At 72.9% G+C, this 18,591-nt stretch carries 18 protein-coding genes and 2 pseudogenes; 11 read left to right on the top strand and 9 right to left on the bottom strand.

Annotated elements, in window-relative coordinates:
* Positions 1-9: 9 nt before the first annotated feature.
* From FIV43_RS21830 to FIV43_RS01595, 3 genes are read right to left on the bottom strand one after another with little or no spacing between them, the layout of a single operon-like run.
* Complete coding sequence (locus FIV43_RS21830) at positions 10-1,413, bottom strand: winged helix-turn-helix domain-containing protein (protein ID WP_231123612.1); 1,404 nt, start codon at positions 1,411-1,413, stop codon at positions 10-12.
* Positions 1,414-1,461: 48 nt separating this feature from the next.
* Entirely contained in the window at positions 1,462-1,965 is a 504-nt protein-coding gene (locus FIV43_RS01600) for a PH domain-containing protein (RefSeq protein WP_141012713.1), read from the bottom strand.
* 31 nt (positions 1,966-1,996) lie between these two features.
* Positions 1,997-2,833 carry a biotin--[acetyl-CoA-carboxylase] ligase gene (locus FIV43_RS01595; protein ID WP_231123611.1) on the bottom strand — a complete coding sequence of 279 codons (837 nt, stop codon included), beginning with the start codon at positions 2,831-2,833 and terminating at the stop codon, positions 1,997-1,999.
* A gap of 37 nt (positions 2,834-2,870) precedes the next feature.
* Here FIV43_RS01595 and FIV43_RS01590 point away from each other — a divergent pair.
* Positions 2,871-4,483, top strand: a pseudogene (locus tag FIV43_RS01590) (acyl-CoA carboxylase subunit beta).
* The gene (locus FIV43_RS01585) at positions 4,480-4,740 is read left to right on the top strand and encodes an acyl-CoA carboxylase subunit epsilon (RefSeq protein ID WP_141012711.1); all 261 of its coding nucleotides are present in this window, start codon (positions 4,480-4,482) and stop codon (positions 4,738-4,740) included. The pseudogene FIV43_RS01590 and the gene FIV43_RS01585 overlap by 4 nt, the downstream one beginning before the upstream one ends.
* Before the next feature lie 91 nt (positions 4,741-4,831).
* On the opposite strand, the gene FIV43_RS01580 is transcribed toward FIV43_RS01585, so the two are convergent.
* Positions 4,832-5,104 (bottom strand): hypothetical protein, encoded by a 273-nt coding sequence (locus FIV43_RS01580; RefSeq protein WP_231123610.1) that lies wholly within the window; start codon positions 5,102-5,104, stop codon positions 4,832-4,834.
* A gap of 34 nt (positions 5,105-5,138) precedes the next feature.
* On the opposite strand from FIV43_RS01580, the gene FIV43_RS01575 reads away from it, so the two are divergent.
* Both FIV43_RS01575 and FIV43_RS01570 read left to right on the top strand, forming a co-directional pair.
* Positions 5,139-6,809 (top strand): DUF885 domain-containing protein, encoded by a 1,671-nt coding sequence (locus FIV43_RS01575; protein WP_141012710.1) that lies wholly within the window; start codon positions 5,139-5,141, stop codon positions 6,807-6,809.
* Positions 6,810-6,980: 171 nt separating this feature from the next.
* Positions 6,981-7,904 (top strand): DNA glycosylase AlkZ-like family protein, encoded by a 924-nt coding sequence (locus FIV43_RS01570; protein WP_331251066.1) that lies wholly within the window; start codon positions 6,981-6,983, stop codon positions 7,902-7,904.
* A gap of 7 nt (positions 7,905-7,911) precedes the next feature.
* On the opposite strand, the gene FIV43_RS01565 is transcribed toward FIV43_RS01570, so the two are convergent.
* Positions 7,912-8,598, bottom strand: a complete 687-nt coding sequence (locus FIV43_RS01565; RefSeq protein WP_181407644.1) for a DUF4333 domain-containing protein — start codon at positions 8,596-8,598, stop codon at positions 7,912-7,914.
* Between the two features lie 113 nt (positions 8,599-8,711).
* Here FIV43_RS01565 and FIV43_RS01560 point away from each other — a divergent pair, with 113 nt between their 5' ends.
* Positions 8,712-9,314 carry a Maf family protein gene (locus FIV43_RS01560; protein ID WP_141012708.1) on the top strand — a complete coding sequence of 201 codons (603 nt, stop codon included), beginning with the start codon at positions 8,712-8,714 and terminating at the stop codon, positions 9,312-9,314.
* Positions 9,315-9,350: 36 nt separating this feature from the next.
* Here the strand turns inward: FIV43_RS01560 and FIV43_RS01555 are convergent, their stop codons facing one another.
* Entirely contained in the window at positions 9,351-10,547 is a 1,197-nt protein-coding gene (locus FIV43_RS01555; RefSeq protein ID WP_141012707.1) for an acyl-CoA dehydrogenase family protein, read from the bottom strand.
* Positions 10,548-10,725: 178 nt separating this feature from the next.
* Between FIV43_RS01555 and FIV43_RS01550 the strand changes: the two genes are divergently transcribed.
* The gene (locus FIV43_RS01550; RefSeq protein WP_141012706.1) at positions 10,726-12,507 is read left to right on the top strand and encodes an acetyl/propionyl/methylcrotonyl-CoA carboxylase subunit alpha; all 1,782 of its coding nucleotides are present in this window, start codon (positions 10,726-10,728) and stop codon (positions 12,505-12,507) included.
* A gap of 68 nt (positions 12,508-12,575) precedes the next feature.
* Here the strand turns inward: FIV43_RS01550 and FIV43_RS01545 are convergent, their stop codons facing one another.
* Positions 12,576-13,604: a class I SAM-dependent methyltransferase gene (locus FIV43_RS01545; protein ID WP_141012705.1), complete on the bottom strand. Its 1,029-nt coding sequence runs from the start codon at positions 13,602-13,604 to the stop codon at positions 12,576-12,578.
* An 88-nt stretch (positions 13,605-13,692) separates the two neighbouring features.
* On the opposite strand from FIV43_RS01545, the gene FIV43_RS01540 reads away from it, so the two are divergent.
* The 3 genes from FIV43_RS01540 to FIV43_RS01525 all read left to right on the top strand — a co-directional run bounded on the left by FIV43_RS01540 (position 13,693) and on the right by FIV43_RS01525 (position 15,794).
* Entirely contained in the window at positions 13,693-14,175 is a 483-nt protein-coding gene (locus tag FIV43_RS01540) for a PH domain-containing protein (RefSeq protein WP_231123608.1), read from the top strand.
* Between the two features lie 160 nt (positions 14,176-14,335).
* Complete coding sequence (locus FIV43_RS01535) at positions 14,336-15,037, top strand: PH domain-containing protein (protein ID WP_141012704.1); 702 nt, start codon at positions 14,336-14,338, stop codon at positions 15,035-15,037.
* Positions 15,038-15,608: 571 nt separating this feature from the next.
* A complete protein-coding gene (locus tag FIV43_RS01525) occupies positions 15,609-15,794 on the top strand; it encodes a PH domain-containing protein (protein WP_141012702.1) in 186 nt (61 codons plus the stop codon).
* A 45-nt stretch (positions 15,795-15,839) separates the two neighbouring features.
* On the opposite strand, the gene FIV43_RS01520 is transcribed toward FIV43_RS01525, so the two are convergent.
* Complete coding sequence (locus tag FIV43_RS01520) at positions 15,840-16,538, bottom strand: TetR/AcrR family transcriptional regulator (RefSeq protein WP_141012701.1); 699 nt, start codon at positions 16,536-16,538, stop codon at positions 15,840-15,842.
* Positions 16,539-16,663: 125 nt separating this feature from the next.
* Here FIV43_RS01520 and FIV43_RS23655 point away from each other — a divergent pair.
* Both FIV43_RS23655 and FIV43_RS01510 read left to right on the top strand, forming a co-directional pair.
* Positions 16,664-17,227, top strand: a pseudogene (locus tag FIV43_RS23655) (NAD-dependent epimerase/dehydratase family protein); the annotation flags it as partial.
* 385 nt (positions 17,228-17,612) lie between these two features.
* Positions 17,613-18,008: a type II toxin-antitoxin system PemK/MazF family toxin gene (locus tag FIV43_RS01510; protein WP_196780942.1), complete on the top strand. Its 396-nt coding sequence runs from the start codon at positions 17,613-17,615 to the stop codon at positions 18,006-18,008.
* Here FIV43_RS01510 and FIV43_RS01505 read toward each other — a convergent pair.
* A complete protein-coding gene (locus tag FIV43_RS01505; RefSeq protein WP_141012700.1) occupies positions 17,999-18,583 on the bottom strand; it encodes an XRE family transcriptional regulator in 585 nt (194 codons plus the stop codon). The two genes, FIV43_RS01510 and FIV43_RS01505, sit on opposite strands and share 10 nt — an antisense overlap.
* Positions 18,584-18,591 lie beyond the last annotated feature (8 nt).

Here is an 18,591-nt window from a genome sequence, read left to right as displayed (position 1 = left end):
GCCGGAACGCTACCGGACGCGCTCCCCCTCGGCGGTGGCGGGCGTGGCGCCGCAGCCCGTCTCGAACCGCAGGCCCTGCCCGCGGACGGTGGTGATCAGGACCGGTCGCCGCGGGTCGTCGCCGAGCTTGCGCCGTACCCAGCCGAGGTGGACGTCGATGGTCTTCGACGAGGTCCAGAACGTGGTCTCCCAGACCTCGCGCATCAGATCGTCCCGGGAGACCACCGACCCCGCCCGCGCCATCAGCGCCTGCACCAGGTCGAACTCCATCCGGGAGAACCGGATCTCCCGTTCCCCGCGCCAGGAGCGCCGCGCGACGGGATCCAGCCGTACGTCCTGCACCTCGATCACAATGAACGAACCTAGAGAGTCCGGCAACCCGGCACCGGGCTTTTGCCCGGATTCCACGTTCCGGAGGGTGTTCGCCTCACGGACGCCGTACGGCGACCGGCTCGACCACCCCGAAGCCCCGGACCGGACGCGGGGCAGCGGCCGCGACTCCACGACGTCGCTCGGCAACCGGTCGGCCGTCGCGTGGTCGACGATGATCCGGTTGCGACGGGCCACCGCGGTCAGCCGTGAGGCCATGTTCACCGGCGGGCCGAAGACGTCGCCGAGCCGCAGCACCACCGAGCCGGAGGCCAGTCCGACCCGGACGTCGGGCATCCGCTGGTCGCGGCCGATCACGTTGATGATCCCCTCGGCGGTGACGAAGGCGGGCATCGGAGCGTCGTTGACGAAGAGGACCGCGTCGCCCATCGACTTGATCAGCCGGCCGCCGTTGGCGTTGATCACGTCGCCGCACCGGGACTCGAAGAGCTCCACGATGTCGCCGATCTTCTCGCGGCTCACCTCGTTGGAGAGCGCGGTGAACCCGACGATGTCGGCGAAGCCGACGGTGAGCTCGGTGGTGCCGGGGTCGGAGTCGACTCCGCGTGCCGACTCGATCCGCGCCACCGCCGCCGCGAGGTGGCGCCGCCAGGCGTAGAGCATCATCCGCTCGAACTGCCCGCCGTAGTCGGCGAACATCCGGGCCATCACCGACTCGGTCTCGTCGCGCGGATCGGTCTCGGCATAGAGCTCCTCGGCACGCTGCGAGATGGCCCCGACCTCCCAGTCGGCCAGCCGCGCCATGGAGAGGCCCACGCCTCGTGCCACGTTGAGCGCCGAGTCCATGTCGAGGAGGCCGGCATCGATCAGGCCGGACATCGTGGTCAACGCCTGGACGTCGGCCTCGGTGTAGGCCGCGTCGCCGCCCCGCTCGGGGAAGCCCAGGCTGCGCCACAGCCGGCGGGCCTGGTCGACGTCCATGCCCGCGCGCTCGGCCACCTCCTCGGCGGTCAGACCGGGGGCCGAGCCGAGGAACGAGGCGTCGATGTCGTACTGCGAGGGGCCCGTGTGGTCGGCCGTCACGGCGTGATCCCCCGGGCGGGCCGACGGGACCGCGGAACGGTGCGGAGCTCAGACACCCTCGTTGCCACCTCGGCCGATGTGCAGGTCGTGCAGGAGCTCGTTGAGCGTGCGCTGGGTGTCCTCGACGTGCGGGATGTCGTTGAGCCGGACCAGACCGTGGGTCGAGGCGTCGGCGATCAGCAGGCTGCCGCAGCCGAAGAGCCGGTCCAGCAGATGGATCTCGATCGAGACGTCGCTGACCCGCGCCAGGGGGATGTCGTGACCGCGGCGGGTGATGATGCCGCTGCGGGTGATCAGCCGCCGGTCGGTGAACGCGTGCACCGTGGTCAGCCAGCCCAGGAAGGGTCGGACCGTGAACCAGGCGATGCCGATCGCGCAGACCACCCAGACGACCTGGTGCAGCAGCGTCGAGTCCGCCGCGACCTGGACGAACACGCCGAGCGCCAGCAGGAGCACCAGCGCCAGCAGCGGCCCGAACAGCGCCTTCGGGTGCTGTCGGGTGCTGATCAGCAGACGTTCGTCCGGGTTGAGCAGCTTCTTCGAGATGGCCACGTCGCGATCATCCCACCGATCGGCAAGCAGGTCAGGCAGTGGCGCGCACGTGGATCACGTCGCCGGCGCCGACCCGCTCGACGCCGTCGGCGGTCTCGACGACCAACCGGCCCTCGGGATCGACGTCGACCGCCCGGCCGACCAGGGTGCCACCACCGGGAAGGTGCACCCGGACGTCGACGTCCACCGTCGCGCACCGGGCCAGGTACGACGCACGCAGCCGCTGAGCCGCCTCCGGCCCGCCGGCCTGCCACACGTCGAACGCCTCGCGGACCGTGGTCACCACGGCGAGCAGCACCGTCGTCCGGTCGACCGGGTCGGCATCCGGACCGGCCGCCAGCGCGATGCTGGTCGCGGTGTCGACGGGCAGCTCGTCGGCGGTGGTGGAGACGTTGATCCCGACGCCGACCACCACGGCCGGGCCGGTGGGCGTCTCGACCCGCTCGACCAGGATCCCGGCGACCTTCCGGGCGGTGCCGGAGTCGTCGGTGAGCAGGACGTCGTTGGGCCACTTGACCTGCGCCCGGCTGCCCAGCGAGGTCAGCGCCTTGGCCACGTTGTGGCCGACCAGCAGCGGGATCCAGGGCCACGCGGAGGCCGGGACGGTGGGGTGCAGCAGCAGCGAGAACGTCACCGCCGCCCCCGGCGGGGTCTCCCAGGTGCGATCCAGCCGGCCCCGGCCCGCGGCCTGGTGGTCCGCGACCACCAGGAGGCCCTCCGCGGCCCCCGCACGGGCCCGCTCACCGGCCAGGGCGTTGGTGGACGGCGCCACCGCGTGCAGCTCCACCCGAAGATCGGGTTGGCCCGCGAACGCCTCGGTGAGCGCGGTGGACTCGAAGGGTGGGCGCTGGATCGGCTGGTCCGTCACGGGCACTACCCTGACGCACGAAGACTTAGGAGGCCAAGTGACTGCGCAGCCCGATTCCGGGACCCCGAGCGACATCGACATCCACACCACGGCCGGCAAGCTCGCCGACCTGGACCGCCGCCTCGACGAGGCCGTGCACGCCGGCTCCGCCAACGCCGTGGAGAAGCAGCACGCCAAGGGGCGGAAGACCGCCCGGGAGCGGATCGAGATCCTCTTCGACGAGGGGAGCTTCGTCGAGATCGACGAGCTCGCCCGCCACCGCTCCACCGCGTTCGGCCTGGAGAAGAACCGGCCCTACGGCGACGGCGTGGTGACCGGCTACGGCACCATCAACGGCCGCCAGGTCTGCGTCTTCTCCCAGGACTTCACCGTCTTCGGTGGGTCGCTGGGCGAGGTGTACGGCGAGAAGATCACCAAGGTGATGGATCTGGCGATCAAGACCGGCTCGCCGATCGTCGGCATCAACGAGGGCGCCGGCGCCCGGATCCAGGAGGGGGTCGTCTCCCTCGGCCTCTACGGCGAGATCTTCAAGCGCAACGTGCACGCCTCCGGCGTGATCCCGCAGATCAGCCTGATCATGGGCAACTGCGCCGGTGGCCACGTCTACTCCCCGCGGTCACCGACTTCACGATCATGGTCGACCAGACCTCGGCGATGTTCATCACCGGCCCCGACGTGATCAAGACCGTCACCGGCGAGGACGTCACGATGGAGGAGCTGGGCGGTGCGCGGGCGCACAACACCAAGTCCGGCAACGCCCACTACATGGCCTCCGACGAGGACGACGCGCTGGAGTACGTCAAGGCGCTGCTGAGCTTCCTGCCGCAGAACAACCTCGACGAGGCACCGTCCTTCGACGACGTCGCCGACACCGAGATCAACGACGCCGACCGGGCCCTGGACACGATCATCCCGGACTCGCCGAACCAGCCCTACGACATGCACGACGTGATCACCGCGGTCGTCGACGACGAGGACTTCCTGGAGGTCCAGGAGCTGTTCGCGCCCAACCTGATCGTCGGTTTCGGCCGGGTCGAGGGCCAGACCGTGGGCGTGGTCGCCAACCAGCCGATGCAGTTCGCCGGCACCCTGGACATCGACGCCTCGGAGAAGGCCGCGCGGTTCGTCCGGTTCTGCGATGCGTTCAACGTCCCGGTGCTCACCTTCGTCGACGTGCCGGGCTTCCTCCCCGGCGTCGACCAGGAGCACACCGGCATCATCCGGCGCGGCGCCAAGCTGATCTACGCCTACGCCGAGGCCACCGTGCCGCTGGTCACCGTGATCACCCGCAAGGCCTACGGCGGCGCGTACGACGTGATGGGCTCCAAGCACCTCGGCGCCGACATCAACGTCGCGTGGCCGACCGCCCAGATCGCCGTGATGGGCGCTCAGGGCGCCGCCAACATCGTGCACCGCAAGACGCTCGCGGCGGTCGAGGCCGAGGGCGGGGACGTCGAGGCCAAGCGGGCCGAGCTGATCGACGAGTACGAGACCACGCTCGCCAACCCCTACATCGCGGCCGAGCGCGGCTACGTCGACGCGGTCATCCAGCCCCACGAGACCCGCGTCGAGGTGGTCCGGGCGCTGCGTCTGCTGCGCACCAAGCGCGAGTCGCTGCCGCCGAAGAAGCACGGGAACATCCCGCTGTGACCGGCGACGACGCGGCCGAGCAGGAGGGCCTCGCGGCGGAGCCGGCCAAGCCGGTGCTGCGCGTGGTCAACCCCGACGCCACCCCGGAGGAGATCGCCGCCCTGGTCGCGGTCTTCTCCGCGCTCGGCGGTGGCGAGGCGGCTCCGGAGCCGCCGAGGTCGCTGTGGGCCGCACCGACGCGTCGGCACCGGCACGTCCCGGGCCGCGGGCTGCCGCACGGTCGCGGCGCCTGGCGGGCCAGCGGCCTGCCCCGCTGACCGCCGGCGGCTCCACCCGAGCACGCACGAGCACCCGCACGACGGCCCGAGGCGATCGCCTCGGGCCGTCGTCGTACCGGGGACGGGTGGGTCAGGAGAAGAAGACCCGCAGATCGGCGACGACGTCCGCGGGCACCTCCATCGCCGCGAAGTGACCGCCGCGGCCGAACTCGCTCCAGTGCACGATGCCCTTGTTGTCCCGCTCGGCCAGCGAGCGGATCGTCCGGAAGTCGTCCTTGAAGACCGCGACCCCGATCCGCCCCCGCTCACCACCGGCTCGTGCCCGGCGCGCTGCTCGTCGTCGTAGTAGCGGGCGGCAGACGCGTCGCCCGCGAACTGGTGGACCACCTGCGCGTGCTGGCACAGCGCTACTCCCGCGCCGTCCTAGGCTGACCGGCATGACGCGACCGGTCGATGCCCGCACGGATGCCTACGTCGAGGACCTGGTGGCCCTCGATCCGCTCGAGGCCACCTACGCCGGGGTCCCCGGCTACGACCACCTGCTGCCCGACCTGAGCCCGGAGGGTTGCGACGCGCTCGACGAGCTGCACCGCCGCGCGGTCGCCGACGTGGCCGCCATGAGCCCGACCGACGAGCGCGAGCAGGTCGCCAAGGACGCCTTCCTGGAGCGGGTCGGGCTGGCCGTCGAACGCGCGGACCAGCGGGTCGAGCGCAGCGAGTTCTCGGTGATCAGCTCGGCGCTGCACGCGGTGCGCGAGGTCTTCGACCTGATGCCGACCGACACCGACGAGCAGTGGCAGGTGATCGGCGAGCGGCTGGCCGCGATCCCCCGCGCCCTGGACGGCTACCGCACCACCCTCACCACCGAGGCCGACGCCGGCCGGGTCGCCGCCCGCCGGCAGTACGTCGAGGTGGCCGACCAGGTGCGCGGCTGGACCGGCCAGCAGGGCACCGGTGGCGACTTCTTCGCCAACCTGGTCGCCGCCGCGCCCGACCGCCTGCAGAGGTCGCTCACCGCCGCCGCCGGCAGGGCGTCGGCGGCGGTCGCCGAGTTCGGCCGGTACGCCGAGACCGACCTCGCCCCGCGCGGCCGGGAGCGCGACGGGGTCGGGCGGGACCACTACGCCCTGGCCTCGCGCTACTTCCTGGGGGCGGAGGTGGACCTCGAGGAGACCTACCGCTGGGGCTGGGAGGAGCTGAAGCGGATCGAGGACGACATGCTGGCCACGGCGGGCCGGATCGTGCCCGGCGGGTCGGTCGACGACGCGGTCGCCGCGCTCGACGCCGACCCGGCCCGCGACTGCGGCAGCCGCGAGGCCTACCAGCGCTGGATGCAGGCCAAGGCGGACGAGGTGCTCGCCTCCTTCGACGGCGTCCACTTCGACATCGCCGAGCCGATCCGGACGCTGGCCTGCAAGGTGGCGCCGGTCAACGACGGAGGCGCCTGGTACATCCCTCCCTCGGAGGACTTCTCCCGGCCCGGCACGATGTGGTTCTCCTTCACCGACGACCACGAGATCTACTCGACGTGGCGTGAGGCCACCACGGTCTTCCACGAGGGCGTGCCGGGCCACCACCTGCAGTGCGCCCAGGCGACGTACCGGGCCGACCTGCTCAACCGCTGGCAGCGCCTGCTGTGCTGGGTCAGCGGGCACGGCGAGGGCTGGGCCCTGTACGCAGAGCGGCTGATGGACGAGCTCGGCTACTTCGCCGATCCCGGCGACCGGCTGGGCTTCCTCGACGCCCAGGGCCTGCGGGCCGCCCGGGTGGTGGTCGACATCGGCGTGCACCTCGGCCTGAGCATCCCTGCCGACAACCCGTTCGGCTGGCGCGGTGGCGAGGTCTGGGACGCGGACCGGGTGCTGGAGTTCATGCGGGCCCACACCCGGGTGGACGACGGCACGCTGCGGTTCGAGGTGAACCGCTACCTGGGCTGGCCGGGGCAGGCGCCGTCGTACAAGGTCGGCGAGCGGATCTGGCTCGACGCGCGCGAGCAGGTCCGGGCGCGCAAGGGCGCCGCCTTCGATCTCAAGCAGTTCCACACCGACGCGCTGAACCTGGGCGCGCTCGGGCTCGACCCGCTCCGCGCCGCGCTGGCCCGGCTCTGAGACCGGCTCCGCGGTGGACGAGCTCAGCAGCAGCGAGGCGCGCCGGATCGCCGTGCGGGCCCAGCTCCTGGACGCGGTCCGCCCGGATGCGCTGGTGCCGATGGTCGACCACCTGACGCTGCTGCAGATCGATCCGACCACGGCCATCGTCCGCAGCCCCGACCTGGTCGCCTGGTCGCGCCTGGGCAGCGCCTACGACCCTCCGACCTGGTCTTCGCGCTGGAGACCGAGCGGTCGCTGGTCGAGCACGTCAGCTTCATCCGGACCATGGAGGACATCGGCATCCACCTCGGCGTCGCCGACGAGTGGATCAACCCGAGCGTCGCCGCCTGGGTGGAGGCCAACGACGGGTACCGCCGGCGGGTGCTCGCCGAGCTGGCGGCGTCGGGGCCGGTCGCTGCCGGCGCGCTGCCCCACGACCCCGACGTCCCCTACGCCTCCAGCGGGTGGGACGACGACAAGAGCGCGCGTCGGTTGCTGGAGGTGCTGTGCCTGCGCGGCGATGTCGGCGTGGTCGGCCGCGACGGCCGGACCCGGCTGTGGGACGTCGCCGAACGCGCCTACCCTGCGGACCTGTTCCGCCCGGGGCCGAGCGAGGCCCGGCGCCTGCGTGACAACAAGCGCCTGACCTCGCTCGGCATCGCCCGCGCCAAGCCGCAACGCTCCCCCGGCGAGGCCTCACCGATCGGGGCGCTCGGCACCGAGGTCCGGGTGGAGGGACTCGACGGCACCTGGCGGGTCGACCCGGACGCGCTCGACGCGCTGAGCGAGCCGTTCGAGGGACGCACCGCGTTCCTCTCCCCGTTCGACCGGCTGGTCTACGACCGCGACCGCGCCACCGACCTCTTCGGCTTCGAGTACGTGCTGGAGATGTACAAGCCGGCCGCCCAGCGACGGTGGGGCTACTTCGCCCTCCCGATCCTGGTCGGCGATCTCCTGGTCGGAAAGCTCGACGCGAAGGCCGACCGGAAGAAGGGGCTGCTGCGGGTCTTCGCGGTCCACGAGGACGAGCCGTGGTCTCCGGAGACCGGCGACGCGGTGGCGGCCGAGATCGACGCGCTGGCCGCGTGGCTGGGCGTCGAGGTGGTCCGGTGAGCCAGGGTCAGGGCAACGGCTGATCGTCGACCTGGATGTCGAGGTGGTAGTTCCCCGTCGCCTCGTCGAACTCGGTGACTTCGACGGTGACGCCGTAGTCGGTGCCGTCGGCGCTCAACGTGCACCGGGTCGTGCTGCCGGTCCGGGCGGTCAGCGGCGAGGGGCACTCCACCGCGTCCGGCTCCTCGCCGACCGATTCGGTGAGAGATCGGGTCACCTCGGCGGCCACGTGGTCGCCGGGGATCGTCGTGCCGCCCTGCGCGTCGGTGTCCCCGGTGTCGGTGTCCCCGGTGTCGGTGTCCCCGGTGTCGGTGTCCCCGGTGTCGGTGTCCCCGGTGTCGGTGTCCCCGGTGTCGGTGTCCCCGGTGTCGGTGTCGTCGGGCCCGCTGGTCGGCTCATCGTCGACCTGGATCGAGAAGTTCACCTCGCCGCCGTCCACACTCTCGGCCGTGACGCTCACCCCGACCTCGTAGCCGAGCATCTCGTAGCTGCAGCGGACCGTCTCTCCCTCCTCGGCAGGGAGCTCGTCGGGGCAGTCGACGGTGTCGGGGGTGTTGCCGGTCTGCTCCTCCAGCAGGCTCGCGACCTGCTTCTCCAGGTCGTCGGTGCTGACGGAGCCCGCTCCACAGGCGGAGAGGCTCGCGGCGAGCACGGAGGCGAGGAACGAGGCGGCGAGCAGCCGGCGACGGGGCACGGGAGACTCCAGACGTGGTCGGGGTGGATTCCGCGCCACGGCGACGCGGAGGCTCCCGCACCATTCCACGGAGGAGAACGTTTCAATCAGGGTCCTGCGAATAGGGTCTGCCCGTGCCCACCTTCGTGCTCGCCTCCGCCTCCCCCGCTCGCCTGGCGACCCTGCGCTCGGCGGGGATCGACCCGAGCGTGATCGTGTCGGGGGTCGACGAGAGCCAGGTGGTCGACGTACCTCCGTCCGTGCTGGCGCAGCGCCTGGCCGAGCTGAAGGCACGCGCCGTGGCCGGACGCGACGACCTGCCGGCCGACGCCCTGGTGCTCGGCTGCGACTCGGTCCTCGAGCTCGACGGAGAGGCGCTCGGCAAGCCCGTCGATGTCGAGGAGGCCACCGCACGGTGGCGCTCGATGCGTGGGCGGGCCGGCACGCTGCACTCCGGGCACTGCCTGATCGACGTGGCCGCCGGCGCCGAGCGCACCGGCACCGGATCGACCACGGTCCACTTCGCCGACGTCGACGACGCCGAGATCGAGGCCTACGTCGCCACCGAGGAACCGCTGCACGTGGCGGGCGCGTTCACCATCGACGGGTTCGCCGGCGCGTTCGTCGAGCGGATCGAGGGCGACCACCATAACGTGGTCGGAGTCAGCCTCCCGCTGCTCCGGAGGATGGTGCGCGACCTCGGACACTCCTGGCCCGCACTCTGGTCCCGCCCCTGACGGCTCGCGCACCCGCGCACCCGCCATCGTCCGGGATCACTCCACCGGCAGCCCGAGCCCCCGCGCGATCAGCATCCGCTGCACCTCCGAGGTGCCCTCGCCGATCTCCAGGATCTTGGCGTCGCGGTAGAAGCGGGCGACCGGGTACTCCTCCATGAAGCCGTACCCGCCGAAGACCTGCGTGGCGATCCGGGTGGCCGTCACCGCGGACTCGGAGGTGTAGAGCTTCGCGACCGACGCGGCACGCTTGAACTCGCCCACCGACGGCCCCGATCCGCGGAGCATCGCGTCCTTCATCGCCGCCGCCTTGTAGGTCAGCAGCCGGGAGGCCTGCAGCATCACCTCGAGGTCGGCGATCTGGAACGCCACGCCCTGCTTGCGCCCGATCGGGCCGCCGAAGGTCTGCCGCTCGCCGGCGTAGGTCACGCACTGCTCCAGGCAGGCCTGGATCAGCCCGGTGGCCAGGGCGGCGATCGCGACCCGCCCGTCGTCGAGGGTGGCCAGGAACTGGGCATAGCCCCGACCGCGCTCGCCGAGCAGGCTGTCCGCAGGCACCCGGGCGTCGGTGAAGGTCAGCGGGTGGGTGTCGGAGATGTTCCACCCGAGCTTGTCGTAGGCGGGCTCGGCGACGAAGCCGGGGGTCCCGGCCGGGACGATGATCGCGGAGATCTCCGCCGACCCGTCACCGCGGGTGCCGGTCCGTGCGGTCACGGTGACCACCGAGGTGATCTCCGATCCGGAGTTGGTGATGAACTGCTTGCCGCCGTTGACCACCCACTCCCCCGAGGCCGGATCGATCTCGGCCCTGGTCCTGGTCGCGCCGGCGTCCGATCCGGCGCCGGGCTCGGTGAGCCCGAAGCCGGCGAGGCGCCGACCGGCCACCAGATCGGGCAGCCACGCCTGCCGCTGCGCCTCGGTGCCGTAGGTGAGGATCGGGTTGATCCCGAGTCCGACCGCCGCCTCGAGGGTGATCCCGAGCGACTGGTCGACCCGGCCGATCTCCTCGATCGCCACGCACAGCGAGGTGAAGTCGCCGTCCTCCCCGGCGCCGCCGTACTCCTCCGGTGCGGAGAGGCCCATCAGCCCGAGCGCGCCCATCTTCTGCACCACCTCGACCGGGAAGTGGTGGTCGCGGTCCCAGCCGGCGACGTGCGGGGCGATCTCCGCCTCGGCGAACTCGCGCACGCTGCGCCGGAACTCCTCGTGCTCGCGGGACAACTCGAAGCCAGTCATGAAGGGCATCGTAGCCCCACGGTTAGCGTTTGTTAACCACGGGCGAGGCGGCCGTCACACGACCGCTGTGCGGTCCCCGGCGCCGCCGAAAGGATGGACGTCCTAGAATCCGCTCGGTGCCCCGCGCCTCCGGCCGGTCAGCGCTGTCCACACACCCCCGTACGTTCGAGGAGTCTTCGTGCCCCAGCCGCTGCAGAAGGTGCTGATCGCCAACCGCGGTGAGATCGCGGTCCGCGTGATCCGTGCCTGCAAGGACGCCGGTATCGGAAGTGTCGCCGTCTACGCCGAGCCCGACCGCGACGCCCTCTTCGTGCGCCTGGCCGACGAGGCCCACTCGCTCGACGGCGCCACGCCGGCCGACTCCTACCTGGACATCGCCAAGATCATCGCCGTCGCGCAGAAGTCCGGCGCCGACTCGGTGCACCCCGGCTACGGCTTCCTCGCCGAGAACGCCGACTTCGCCCAGGCCGTGCTCGACGCCGGCCTGATCTGGATCGGCCCCTCGCCGCAGGCGATCGACGCCCTCGGCGACAAGGCGAAGGCCAAGCACATCGCGCAGAAGGCCGACGCCCCCCTCGCCCCGGGCACCAAGGACCCCGTCAAGGACGCCGACGAGGTCGTCGCGTTCGCCCAGGAGTACGGCCTCCCCGTCGCCATCAAGGCCGTCTTCGGCGGCGGCGGCCGCGGCCTCAAGGTGGCCCGCACGCTGGAGGAGATCCCCGAACTGTACGAGTCGGCGGTCCGCGAGGCGGTCGGCGCGTTCGGCCGCGGCGAGTGCCTGGTGGAGAAGTTCCTCGACCAGCCGCGCCACGTCGAGACCCAGTGCCTGGCCGACCAGCACGGCAACGTGGTGGTGGTCTCCACCCGCGACTGCTCGCTGCAGCGCCGTCACCAGAAGCTCGTCGAGGAGGCCCCGGCGCCGTTCCTCAGCGACGACCAGATCCAGCGCCTCTACGACTCCTCCAAGGCGATCCTCAAGGAGGCCGGGTACGTCGGCGCGGGCACGTGCGAGTTCCTCGTCGCCAAGGACGGCACCATCTCCTTCCTGGAGGTGAACACCCGCCTCCAGGTGGAGCACTGCGTCTCCGAGGAGGTCACCGGCATCGACCTGGTCCGCGAGATGTTCCGGATCGCCGCCGGCGAGGAGCTCGGCTTCGGCGACCCGGAGATCATCGGCCACTCGATCGAGTACCGGATCAACGCCGAGGACGGCGGGCGCAACTTCATGCCGGCCCCCGGCACGCTGACCGAGTGGGCCCCGCCGCAGGGCCCCGGCGTCCGCGTGGACGGCGGCTACGAGAAGGGCGAGACGGTGCCCGGCTCGTTCGACTCGCTGATCGCCAAGCTGATCGTCACCGGACGCGACCGCACCCAGGCACTCGAGCGCTCGCGCCGGGCGCTCGACGAGTTCGTCGTCGACGGGATGCCGACCGTGATCCCGTTCCACCAGGCCGTGATCGAGGACCCGGCGTACGTCGCCGCGTCGAACCCGTCCGGCGAGGGCGAGTTCACCGTCTACACCACCTGGATCGAGACCGACTTCGACAACCAGATCGAGCCCTACTCCGGCGACCTCGGCGAGGCCGAGGAGGCCGGTGAGCGGCAGAAGGTCACCGTCGAGGTCGGCGGTCGCCGGCTCGAGGTCGTGCTGCCCGGTGGTCTGGGCAGCATCGGCGCCGGTGCGGGCGGTGGCGCGAAGAAGCCCAAGCGCGCCTCCGGCAAGAAGGCCGGCGCGGCCGCCTCCGGCGACGCGGTGACCAGCCCGATGCAGGGCACCATCGTCAAGGTGGCCGTCGAGGAGGGTGCCGAGGTCGCCGAGGGCGACGTCATCGTGGTGATGGAGGCGATGAAGATGGAGCAGCCGCTGAAGGCGCACAAGGCCGGCACCGTCACCGGCCTCACCGTCGAGGTCGGCGGTGGCGTCACCAACGGTGAGGTCATCTGCGAGCTGAAGGACTGATCACCTGCCGGTCACCGACCGGCAGGTGACGACGAGCCGTGGGCAGCCGCCCGCGGCTCGTCGGGTTTTCACTGCCCCGGGCCCGCGGACTTCCGGATCGCGCAGACCGCCTCGGTGTGCGGCGCCGCGCGGCGCGGCACGTGGAAGGTGATCTCGGCGATGTGAGCGGCGCAGTAGTCCGGGTCGACGATCGCGTGCGGCTCGGCGAAGGCGCCGTGCAGCCGGAACCGGTCGAGGACACGGCGGGTGTTGAGCACGTCTGCCGAGTAGGAGCGGCGGCCACGTCCGCCGTCACCGCGCCCGTTGCTCAGCAGGTCCTCGATCAGGTAGAGCCCACCGGCGCGCACTCGTGGCAGGAGACAGCCGAGGGTGATCTGCTGGTGGTCGGGTCGGTGGCTCCCGTCGTCGACGACGAGGTCGAACTCCACCTCACCGATCGACGCCAGGAAGGCGGCGATGGCGGCGGGATCGCCCTGGTCCACCACGTGGGTGGAGATCCGGTCGTTGTCCAGGTGGGTGGCCGGGTTGATGTCCACGCCGTAGATCCGCGCGTGCGGGAAGTAGCCGTACCAGGCCCGCAGCGACCCGCCGCCCTGCTCGTTGCGGCCGTGCGCGATCTGCGCCTCCCAGGCGTCCCCGGGCACGCCGAGGCCGATCTCGAGGATGGTGATGGACCGGTCGCGCCACGGGGCGAGGTAGGCGCCGTAGACGTCGGTGTAGTTGTGCGCGGGCCACTCCTCGCTCGGCCCGATCGTGCCCTTGTCGGTGCCTTCGAGGTTGGCGATGTCGGTGAGACTCAGGCGCTCGGACGGGATCGGCCGGAGCTCGGCCAGCGCACGCTCGGCCTGATCGGCCGGCATCGAGATCCCGCGGTGGGACAGCCGCGCCGTCTGCTCCGCCGCCTCGACCCGCTCCCGCAGTCGCTGGTTGGCCTGGCGCAGCGCCCGGGCTCGCCGCCGCACCGCTCGCAGCCGCGCCGCCTGCGCCTTCCGCTCGCGCGCGGTGTCGGCCGTCGCGCCGGGGGTCGCGTCCACCGGCCTGCGCAGCTCGTAGCCGGTCGTCGACCGGAGCACGCTGTTGACCGAGTCCTTCCACATGCCCATCGACAGTAGTGCCGCGGGGCCGAAATGTCTGGACGGTCGGCCGGGCGGGGTGCCGCGCGGGCGCGTCCGTAGCATCGGTCACGTGAACGAGCTCCGCGATCCACGCCACCGAGTGAGTCCCCGGGCACGGGTGATGTGGTTCGTCAGCTCGGCGGTCACCAGCGTCGTCCTGGTCGCCGCAGTGACGCTGGCGACGACACTGTGGCTGACCGGCTGGTGGACCTGGCCGGCGATCGCGCTCAGCCTGGTCTGGGCGGTCGTCGACGTGCTGATGGTGCCGCAGTGGCGCTACCTGGTCCACCGCTGGGAGGCGACGGACACCGCCGTGTACACGCAGCGGGGCTGGTGGAGCCGCGAGCGACGGATCGCCCCGATGTCGCGGGTGCAGACGGTCGACTTCACCCAGGGGCCGCTGGCCCGACTGCTCGGCCTGGCCACGGTGACGGTGACCACCGCCTCGGCGGCCGGACCGCTGCAGATCGACGGCCTGGAGGCGGACGTGGCGCTGCACCTGGTCGACGACCTGACCCGCAAGGCGGACCTGGTCGAGGGCGACGCGACATGACGACGGCCGGCCCGCCCCGCCACCCGACCCGACTCCCCCGCAGGCACCGATCACCCCGGCCGGCCCGACCGGCTCGCCGGACCCGACCGCTCCGCCGGCCGCGCCTCCTCCGCCACCCCCGGCGGTCGCGCCGACGCCCTGGCTGCGCCTGGACCCTCGGATGCTGCTGCTCCAGCCGCTCACCGAGCTCGCCCGGTTCCTCCCCGCCCTGATCCCCCTGCTGCTGTTCGGCACGGCGTCCGGCTTCGGCCCGTGGGCGGTGATCGGCGTGGTCGCCCCGTTGGCCTTCGGCGTGGCCCGTTACCTGACCACCGAGTACCGGATCAGCGACGGCCGCATCGAGCTGCGCCGCGGCGTCCTGCAGCGGCGCACCACCTCGGCCCGGCTGGAGCGGGTGCGCACGGTGGACATGACCGCCACCCTGGGTCAGCGGGTGCTGGGCGTCGCCAAGCTGGTCGTCGGCACCGGGGGCGCCGGAGACGAGGACGACCGGCTCGAGCTGGACGGCCTCGCCCGCGATCGCGCCACCGCGATGCGCAGCGGACTGCTGGGGCGCCGGACCGGCGTCGGCCGCCCCGGCCCGATCGACTCTAGGACCGTCGGGACCGGCCCGGGCGACGCCGTCCCGCCCGTGGCCGCCGCGCCGCCCGGGTGGTGGCCCGGTTCTCCCCGCGCTGGCTGCTGTATGCGCCGTTCACCTCCGCCGGGTTCATCGCCGCGGCGGCCCTGGTCGGTGTCGTCAGCCAGGCGATCCCCTCCTCCGCGTTCGAGGTCAGCGTCGACGACGGCGACCTGCCGCGGATCGACGCGCTCCTGGTCGCGGTGGTGGTCGGCGTGGTGCTGGTCGGCTCGGCGGCACTGACGCTGGCCGGCTACCTGTTCACCAACTGGGGCTTCACGCTGAGCCGCGACCATGCCTCGTGGCACATCCGCCGCGGCCTGACCACCACCCGGGAGACCAGCCTGGACGTGGACCGTCTGGCCGGGGTCAGCATCACCGAGGGAGCGGCGCTACGGGCCGCCCGCGGCGCCCGCCTGGCCGCGATCGTGACCGGGCTCGGCTCCGGCGGCTCGGAGAGCGCGGTGCTGGTGCCGCCGGCGCCCGGTCCGGTGGTGCGCGGCGCCGCGGCCGCCGTGCTCGGCTCGGCGGAGCCGGTGACCGGAGACCTGCGCCCGCACGGCGCGGCCGCGGTACGACGCCGTTGGACCCGCGCCGCGGCCGGCACCCTCCCGGTCCACCTGCTCGTGCTCGCGGCCGTGCTGCTGCTCGACGCGCCGACGGCCCTGCTCGCACTGATCCCGGTCGTGCTCGTCCTCGCCGCCGCGCTGGCGGCCGACCGGAGCCGGGGCCTGGGCCACGCCTGGCTGGCCGGCCACGTGGTGATGCGGTCGGGGTCGCTGGCCCGGCGTCGTACGGCTCTCGGGGGCGGCACGTGATCGGCTGGACGCTGCGGGAGAGCTGGTTCCAGCGGCGCGCGGGGCTGGTCACGCTGACCGCGACCACCGCCGGCGGATCGGGCCGCACCGAGGTGGACGACGTCCCGACCGGTGCCGCCTACCGGCTGGCGGAGGAGGCGACCCCCGGGCTGCTGGCCCAGTTCCACGCCGAGCGGGTCTGACCGCGGCGGCCCGGGGCGGTCCGCGACGGGCAGCGCCGACCGGCGTCAGGCGTCGCGCAGCCCGACCCGGTCCGCGAGCCCGGCCAGGTGGTGCTCGAAGAGCTCGCCCGGGTCGCCCATCCGATCCGGGCCGTACTGGCCGAACACCTCGAAGCTGACCGCGCCGAACAGCGAGACCCAGGCCAGCACGCCGCGGACCAGGACCTCGTCGGGCAGCGGCGCGTCGAACTCGGTGCGGACCGCCGCGAGGCCGGCGGCGAGACCCGCACCGACCGGCGCCGGGTCGACGGGGTCCAGGCACCCGGCGGCGTCGGCGGCGGCGGTGATGCCGAGCAGGGTGGCGGGGACCCGGGTGCCGGGCCCGGTGGTCTGCTCCGCGGGCGCGGCGTAGCCGGGGACCGGCGCTCCGTAGAGGAGCGCATAGGTGGACGGCTCCCGCAGCGCCCACTCGCGCACCGCCCGGCCGACGACCAGGAACCGCTCGCGGAAGGCGTCGGCGGCGACGCCGGCCAGCGCGCGGTCGACACTGGCCCCGAGCTCGTCGTATCCGTCGACGAGCAACAGGGTGAGCAGCTCGTCGCGGCTGCCGACGTAGCGGTAGACCGCCGAGGAGACGACGCCGAGGTCGCGAGCGACGGCGCGCAGCGAGAGGGCGGCCGCACCGTGCTCGGCCAGGTGGCGTCGGCCGATCCGGATGATCTCCTGCATCGTCGCGGCACGGGCACGCTGGCGCGGGGTGGTCATGCCGCCATCGTCCCGATCCGAGAGAGCGACGTCAACAAATGTGAGCGGTGCTCTTGCTTTTCCCGGCCCTCCCGCACAGACTGCAAGTGAGAGCACTGCTCTCTCCATCGTCGAGAGGACCCACCATGCACCGCCTGCACGTCGTCATCGGCGCCGGCCCCGTCGGGAGCACCGTCGCCACCCAGCTCGCCGGGGCGGGCACCCCGGTCCGCCTGCTCACCCGCTCCGGGAGCGGACCCGACCACCCGTTGATCGAACGGGTGCGCGCGGACGCCTCGCGGCCGGGGGCGATCGCACCGGCCCTGGACGGCGCGGCCGCGGTGCACCACTGCGTGCACGCTTCGCGCTACCGGGCCGCCACCTGGCGCGCCGAGCTGCCCGCCACCGAGCGGGTCGTCCTGGCCGCGGCGGGGAAGGTGGGGGCGCCGGTGATCTTCCCCGAGAGCCTCTACTCCTACGGGCGGGCGCGCGGCACGATCGACGAGGAGACCCCGCGGACGGCGACCCACGGCAAGCAGGGCGTGCGCACCGCCCTGCTCGCCGCCCGCCGCGCCAGCGACACCGCCACGGTGAGCGTGGTGGCCGCCGACTTCTTCGGCCCCCGGGTGCGCACCTCCCACGCCGGCGAGCGGATGGTCCCGGCCGTGCTCGCCGGCCGCCGGATCCGCGTGGTCGGCTCCCTGGACCAGCCCCACTCCTGGACCTACGTGCCCGACCTCGCGGCAGCGATGATCCGCGCCGCCGGCCGCGAGGACCTCTGGGGGCGGGTGCTGCACGCACCGACCGCCGCGCCACGGACCCAGCGCGAGCTGGTCACCGCGTTCGCCGACGCCGCCGATCTCCCGGTCCCCCCGCTCGGCACGATCCCGGCCTGGGCGATGACCGCGCTCGGCCTGGTCCACACCGACACCCGCGAACTGGCCGAGCTGTCCTTCCAGTTCACCGCCCCGTTCGTGATGAGCTCCGCGGCCAGCGAGACCGCCCTCGACCTCGCCCCGACCCCCACCCCGAGGCGGCTCGCCGCACGGTGGACTGGTGGCGTGGACAGGACTCCGCGGGAGGCAGGATGGCCTCGTGACCGAGCCCGCGTCGTACCGTCCCGAGGCCGACGGCCGCCCCGACCCCGGCGAGGTCTGCTGGGCGTGGGTGCCCTACGAGGACGACCCGAGCCAGGGCAAGGACCGCCCCGTCCTGGTGATCGGTACGACGAGCGCCGGCGACGGCACCACCCTGGTCGAGTGCCTGGTGCTGACCAGCAAGGACCACGATCGCGACGCGGCCCAGGAGGCCGCGGCCGGACGATTCTGGATGGACGTCGGGTCGGGCGGCTGGGACCGCGAGCGGCGGCCCAGCGAGGTGCGCCTGAACCGACTGGTGGTGCTCCGGGAGGCCGATGTCCGGCGCGAGGGCGCGGCGCTGGCGCCGGAGATCTACGCGGCCGTGCTGGCCGCGCGCGCCCGCTACGCCTGAGCGCCCGAGGTCGGCGTGACGATCACGTTGACCATCTCGGCCGGCTCCTCGCCCGCCCGGTAGGAGTGCGGCCGGTCGGCGGGGAAGGCGAGGTGCTCACCGGCGACGACCCGGGCGCGCTGGTCGCCGTACTCGATCACGGCGGTGCCGGCGAGCACCACGACCTGCTCGACGACGCCGTCCACGTGGGCCGGTGACGAGCGGACCGCCCCCGGGGCGAGGCGCAGCAGGTAGACCTCGGTGACCGTCGCGGGGCCACGGAGCACTCGCACCCGGGTGGCCACCATGCCGCCCCGCTCCCCCTCGGCCGAGGTGATCGTCGCGCCGTCGTGGTCGTCGAGCAACGCCGCCAAGGGCACGCCGAGCGGCCGGGCGACGGCGTAGAGGGTGTCCAGGGTCGGGTTGCGACGACCGGTCTCCAGCTCGGAGAGGGAGCCCTTGCCGATCCCGGCCTGCTCGGCGAGCGCGCTCAACGAGAGCCGGCGCGAGGAGCGCAACGCGCGGATCCGCGCGCCCACCCGTGTCGCCGGCAGGTCGTCGGCGGCCGTTCCACTCCCCGACTCCTGGTTCGCCACCCGACTCC

It is taken from the genome of Nocardioides sambongensis (genome assembly GCF_006494815.1).
Lineage (GTDB): Bacteria > Actinomycetota > Actinomycetes > Propionibacteriales > Nocardioidaceae > Nocardioides > Nocardioides sambongensis.
The sequence above is the reverse complement of the archived record's forward strand: the minus strand, read 5'-3'. Positions and strand labels throughout refer to the sequence as shown.

Excerpts from the sequence above, each read along its gene's own strand:
- FIV43_RS01555 (WP_141012707.1), bottom strand. The coding sequence starts at position 10,547 with ATGACTGGCTTCGAGTTGTCCCGCGAGCACGAGGAGTTCCGGCGCAGC.
- FIV43_RS01545 (WP_141012705.1), bottom strand. The coding sequence starts at position 13,604 with ATGTGGAAGGACTCGGTCAACAGCGTGCTCCGGTCGACGACCGGCTAC.
- FIV43_RS01520 (WP_141012701.1), bottom strand. The coding sequence starts at position 16,538 with ATGACCACCCCGCGCCAGCGTGCCCGTGCCGCGACGATGCAGGAGATC.
- FIV43_RS01575 (WP_141012710.1), top strand. The coding sequence starts at position 5,139 with ATGACGCGACCGGTCGATGCCCGCACGGATGCCTACGTCGAGGACCTG.
- FIV43_RS01535 (WP_141012704.1), top strand. The coding sequence starts at position 14,336 with ATGCTGCTGCTCCAGCCGCTCACCGAGCTCGCCCGGTTCCTCCCCGCC.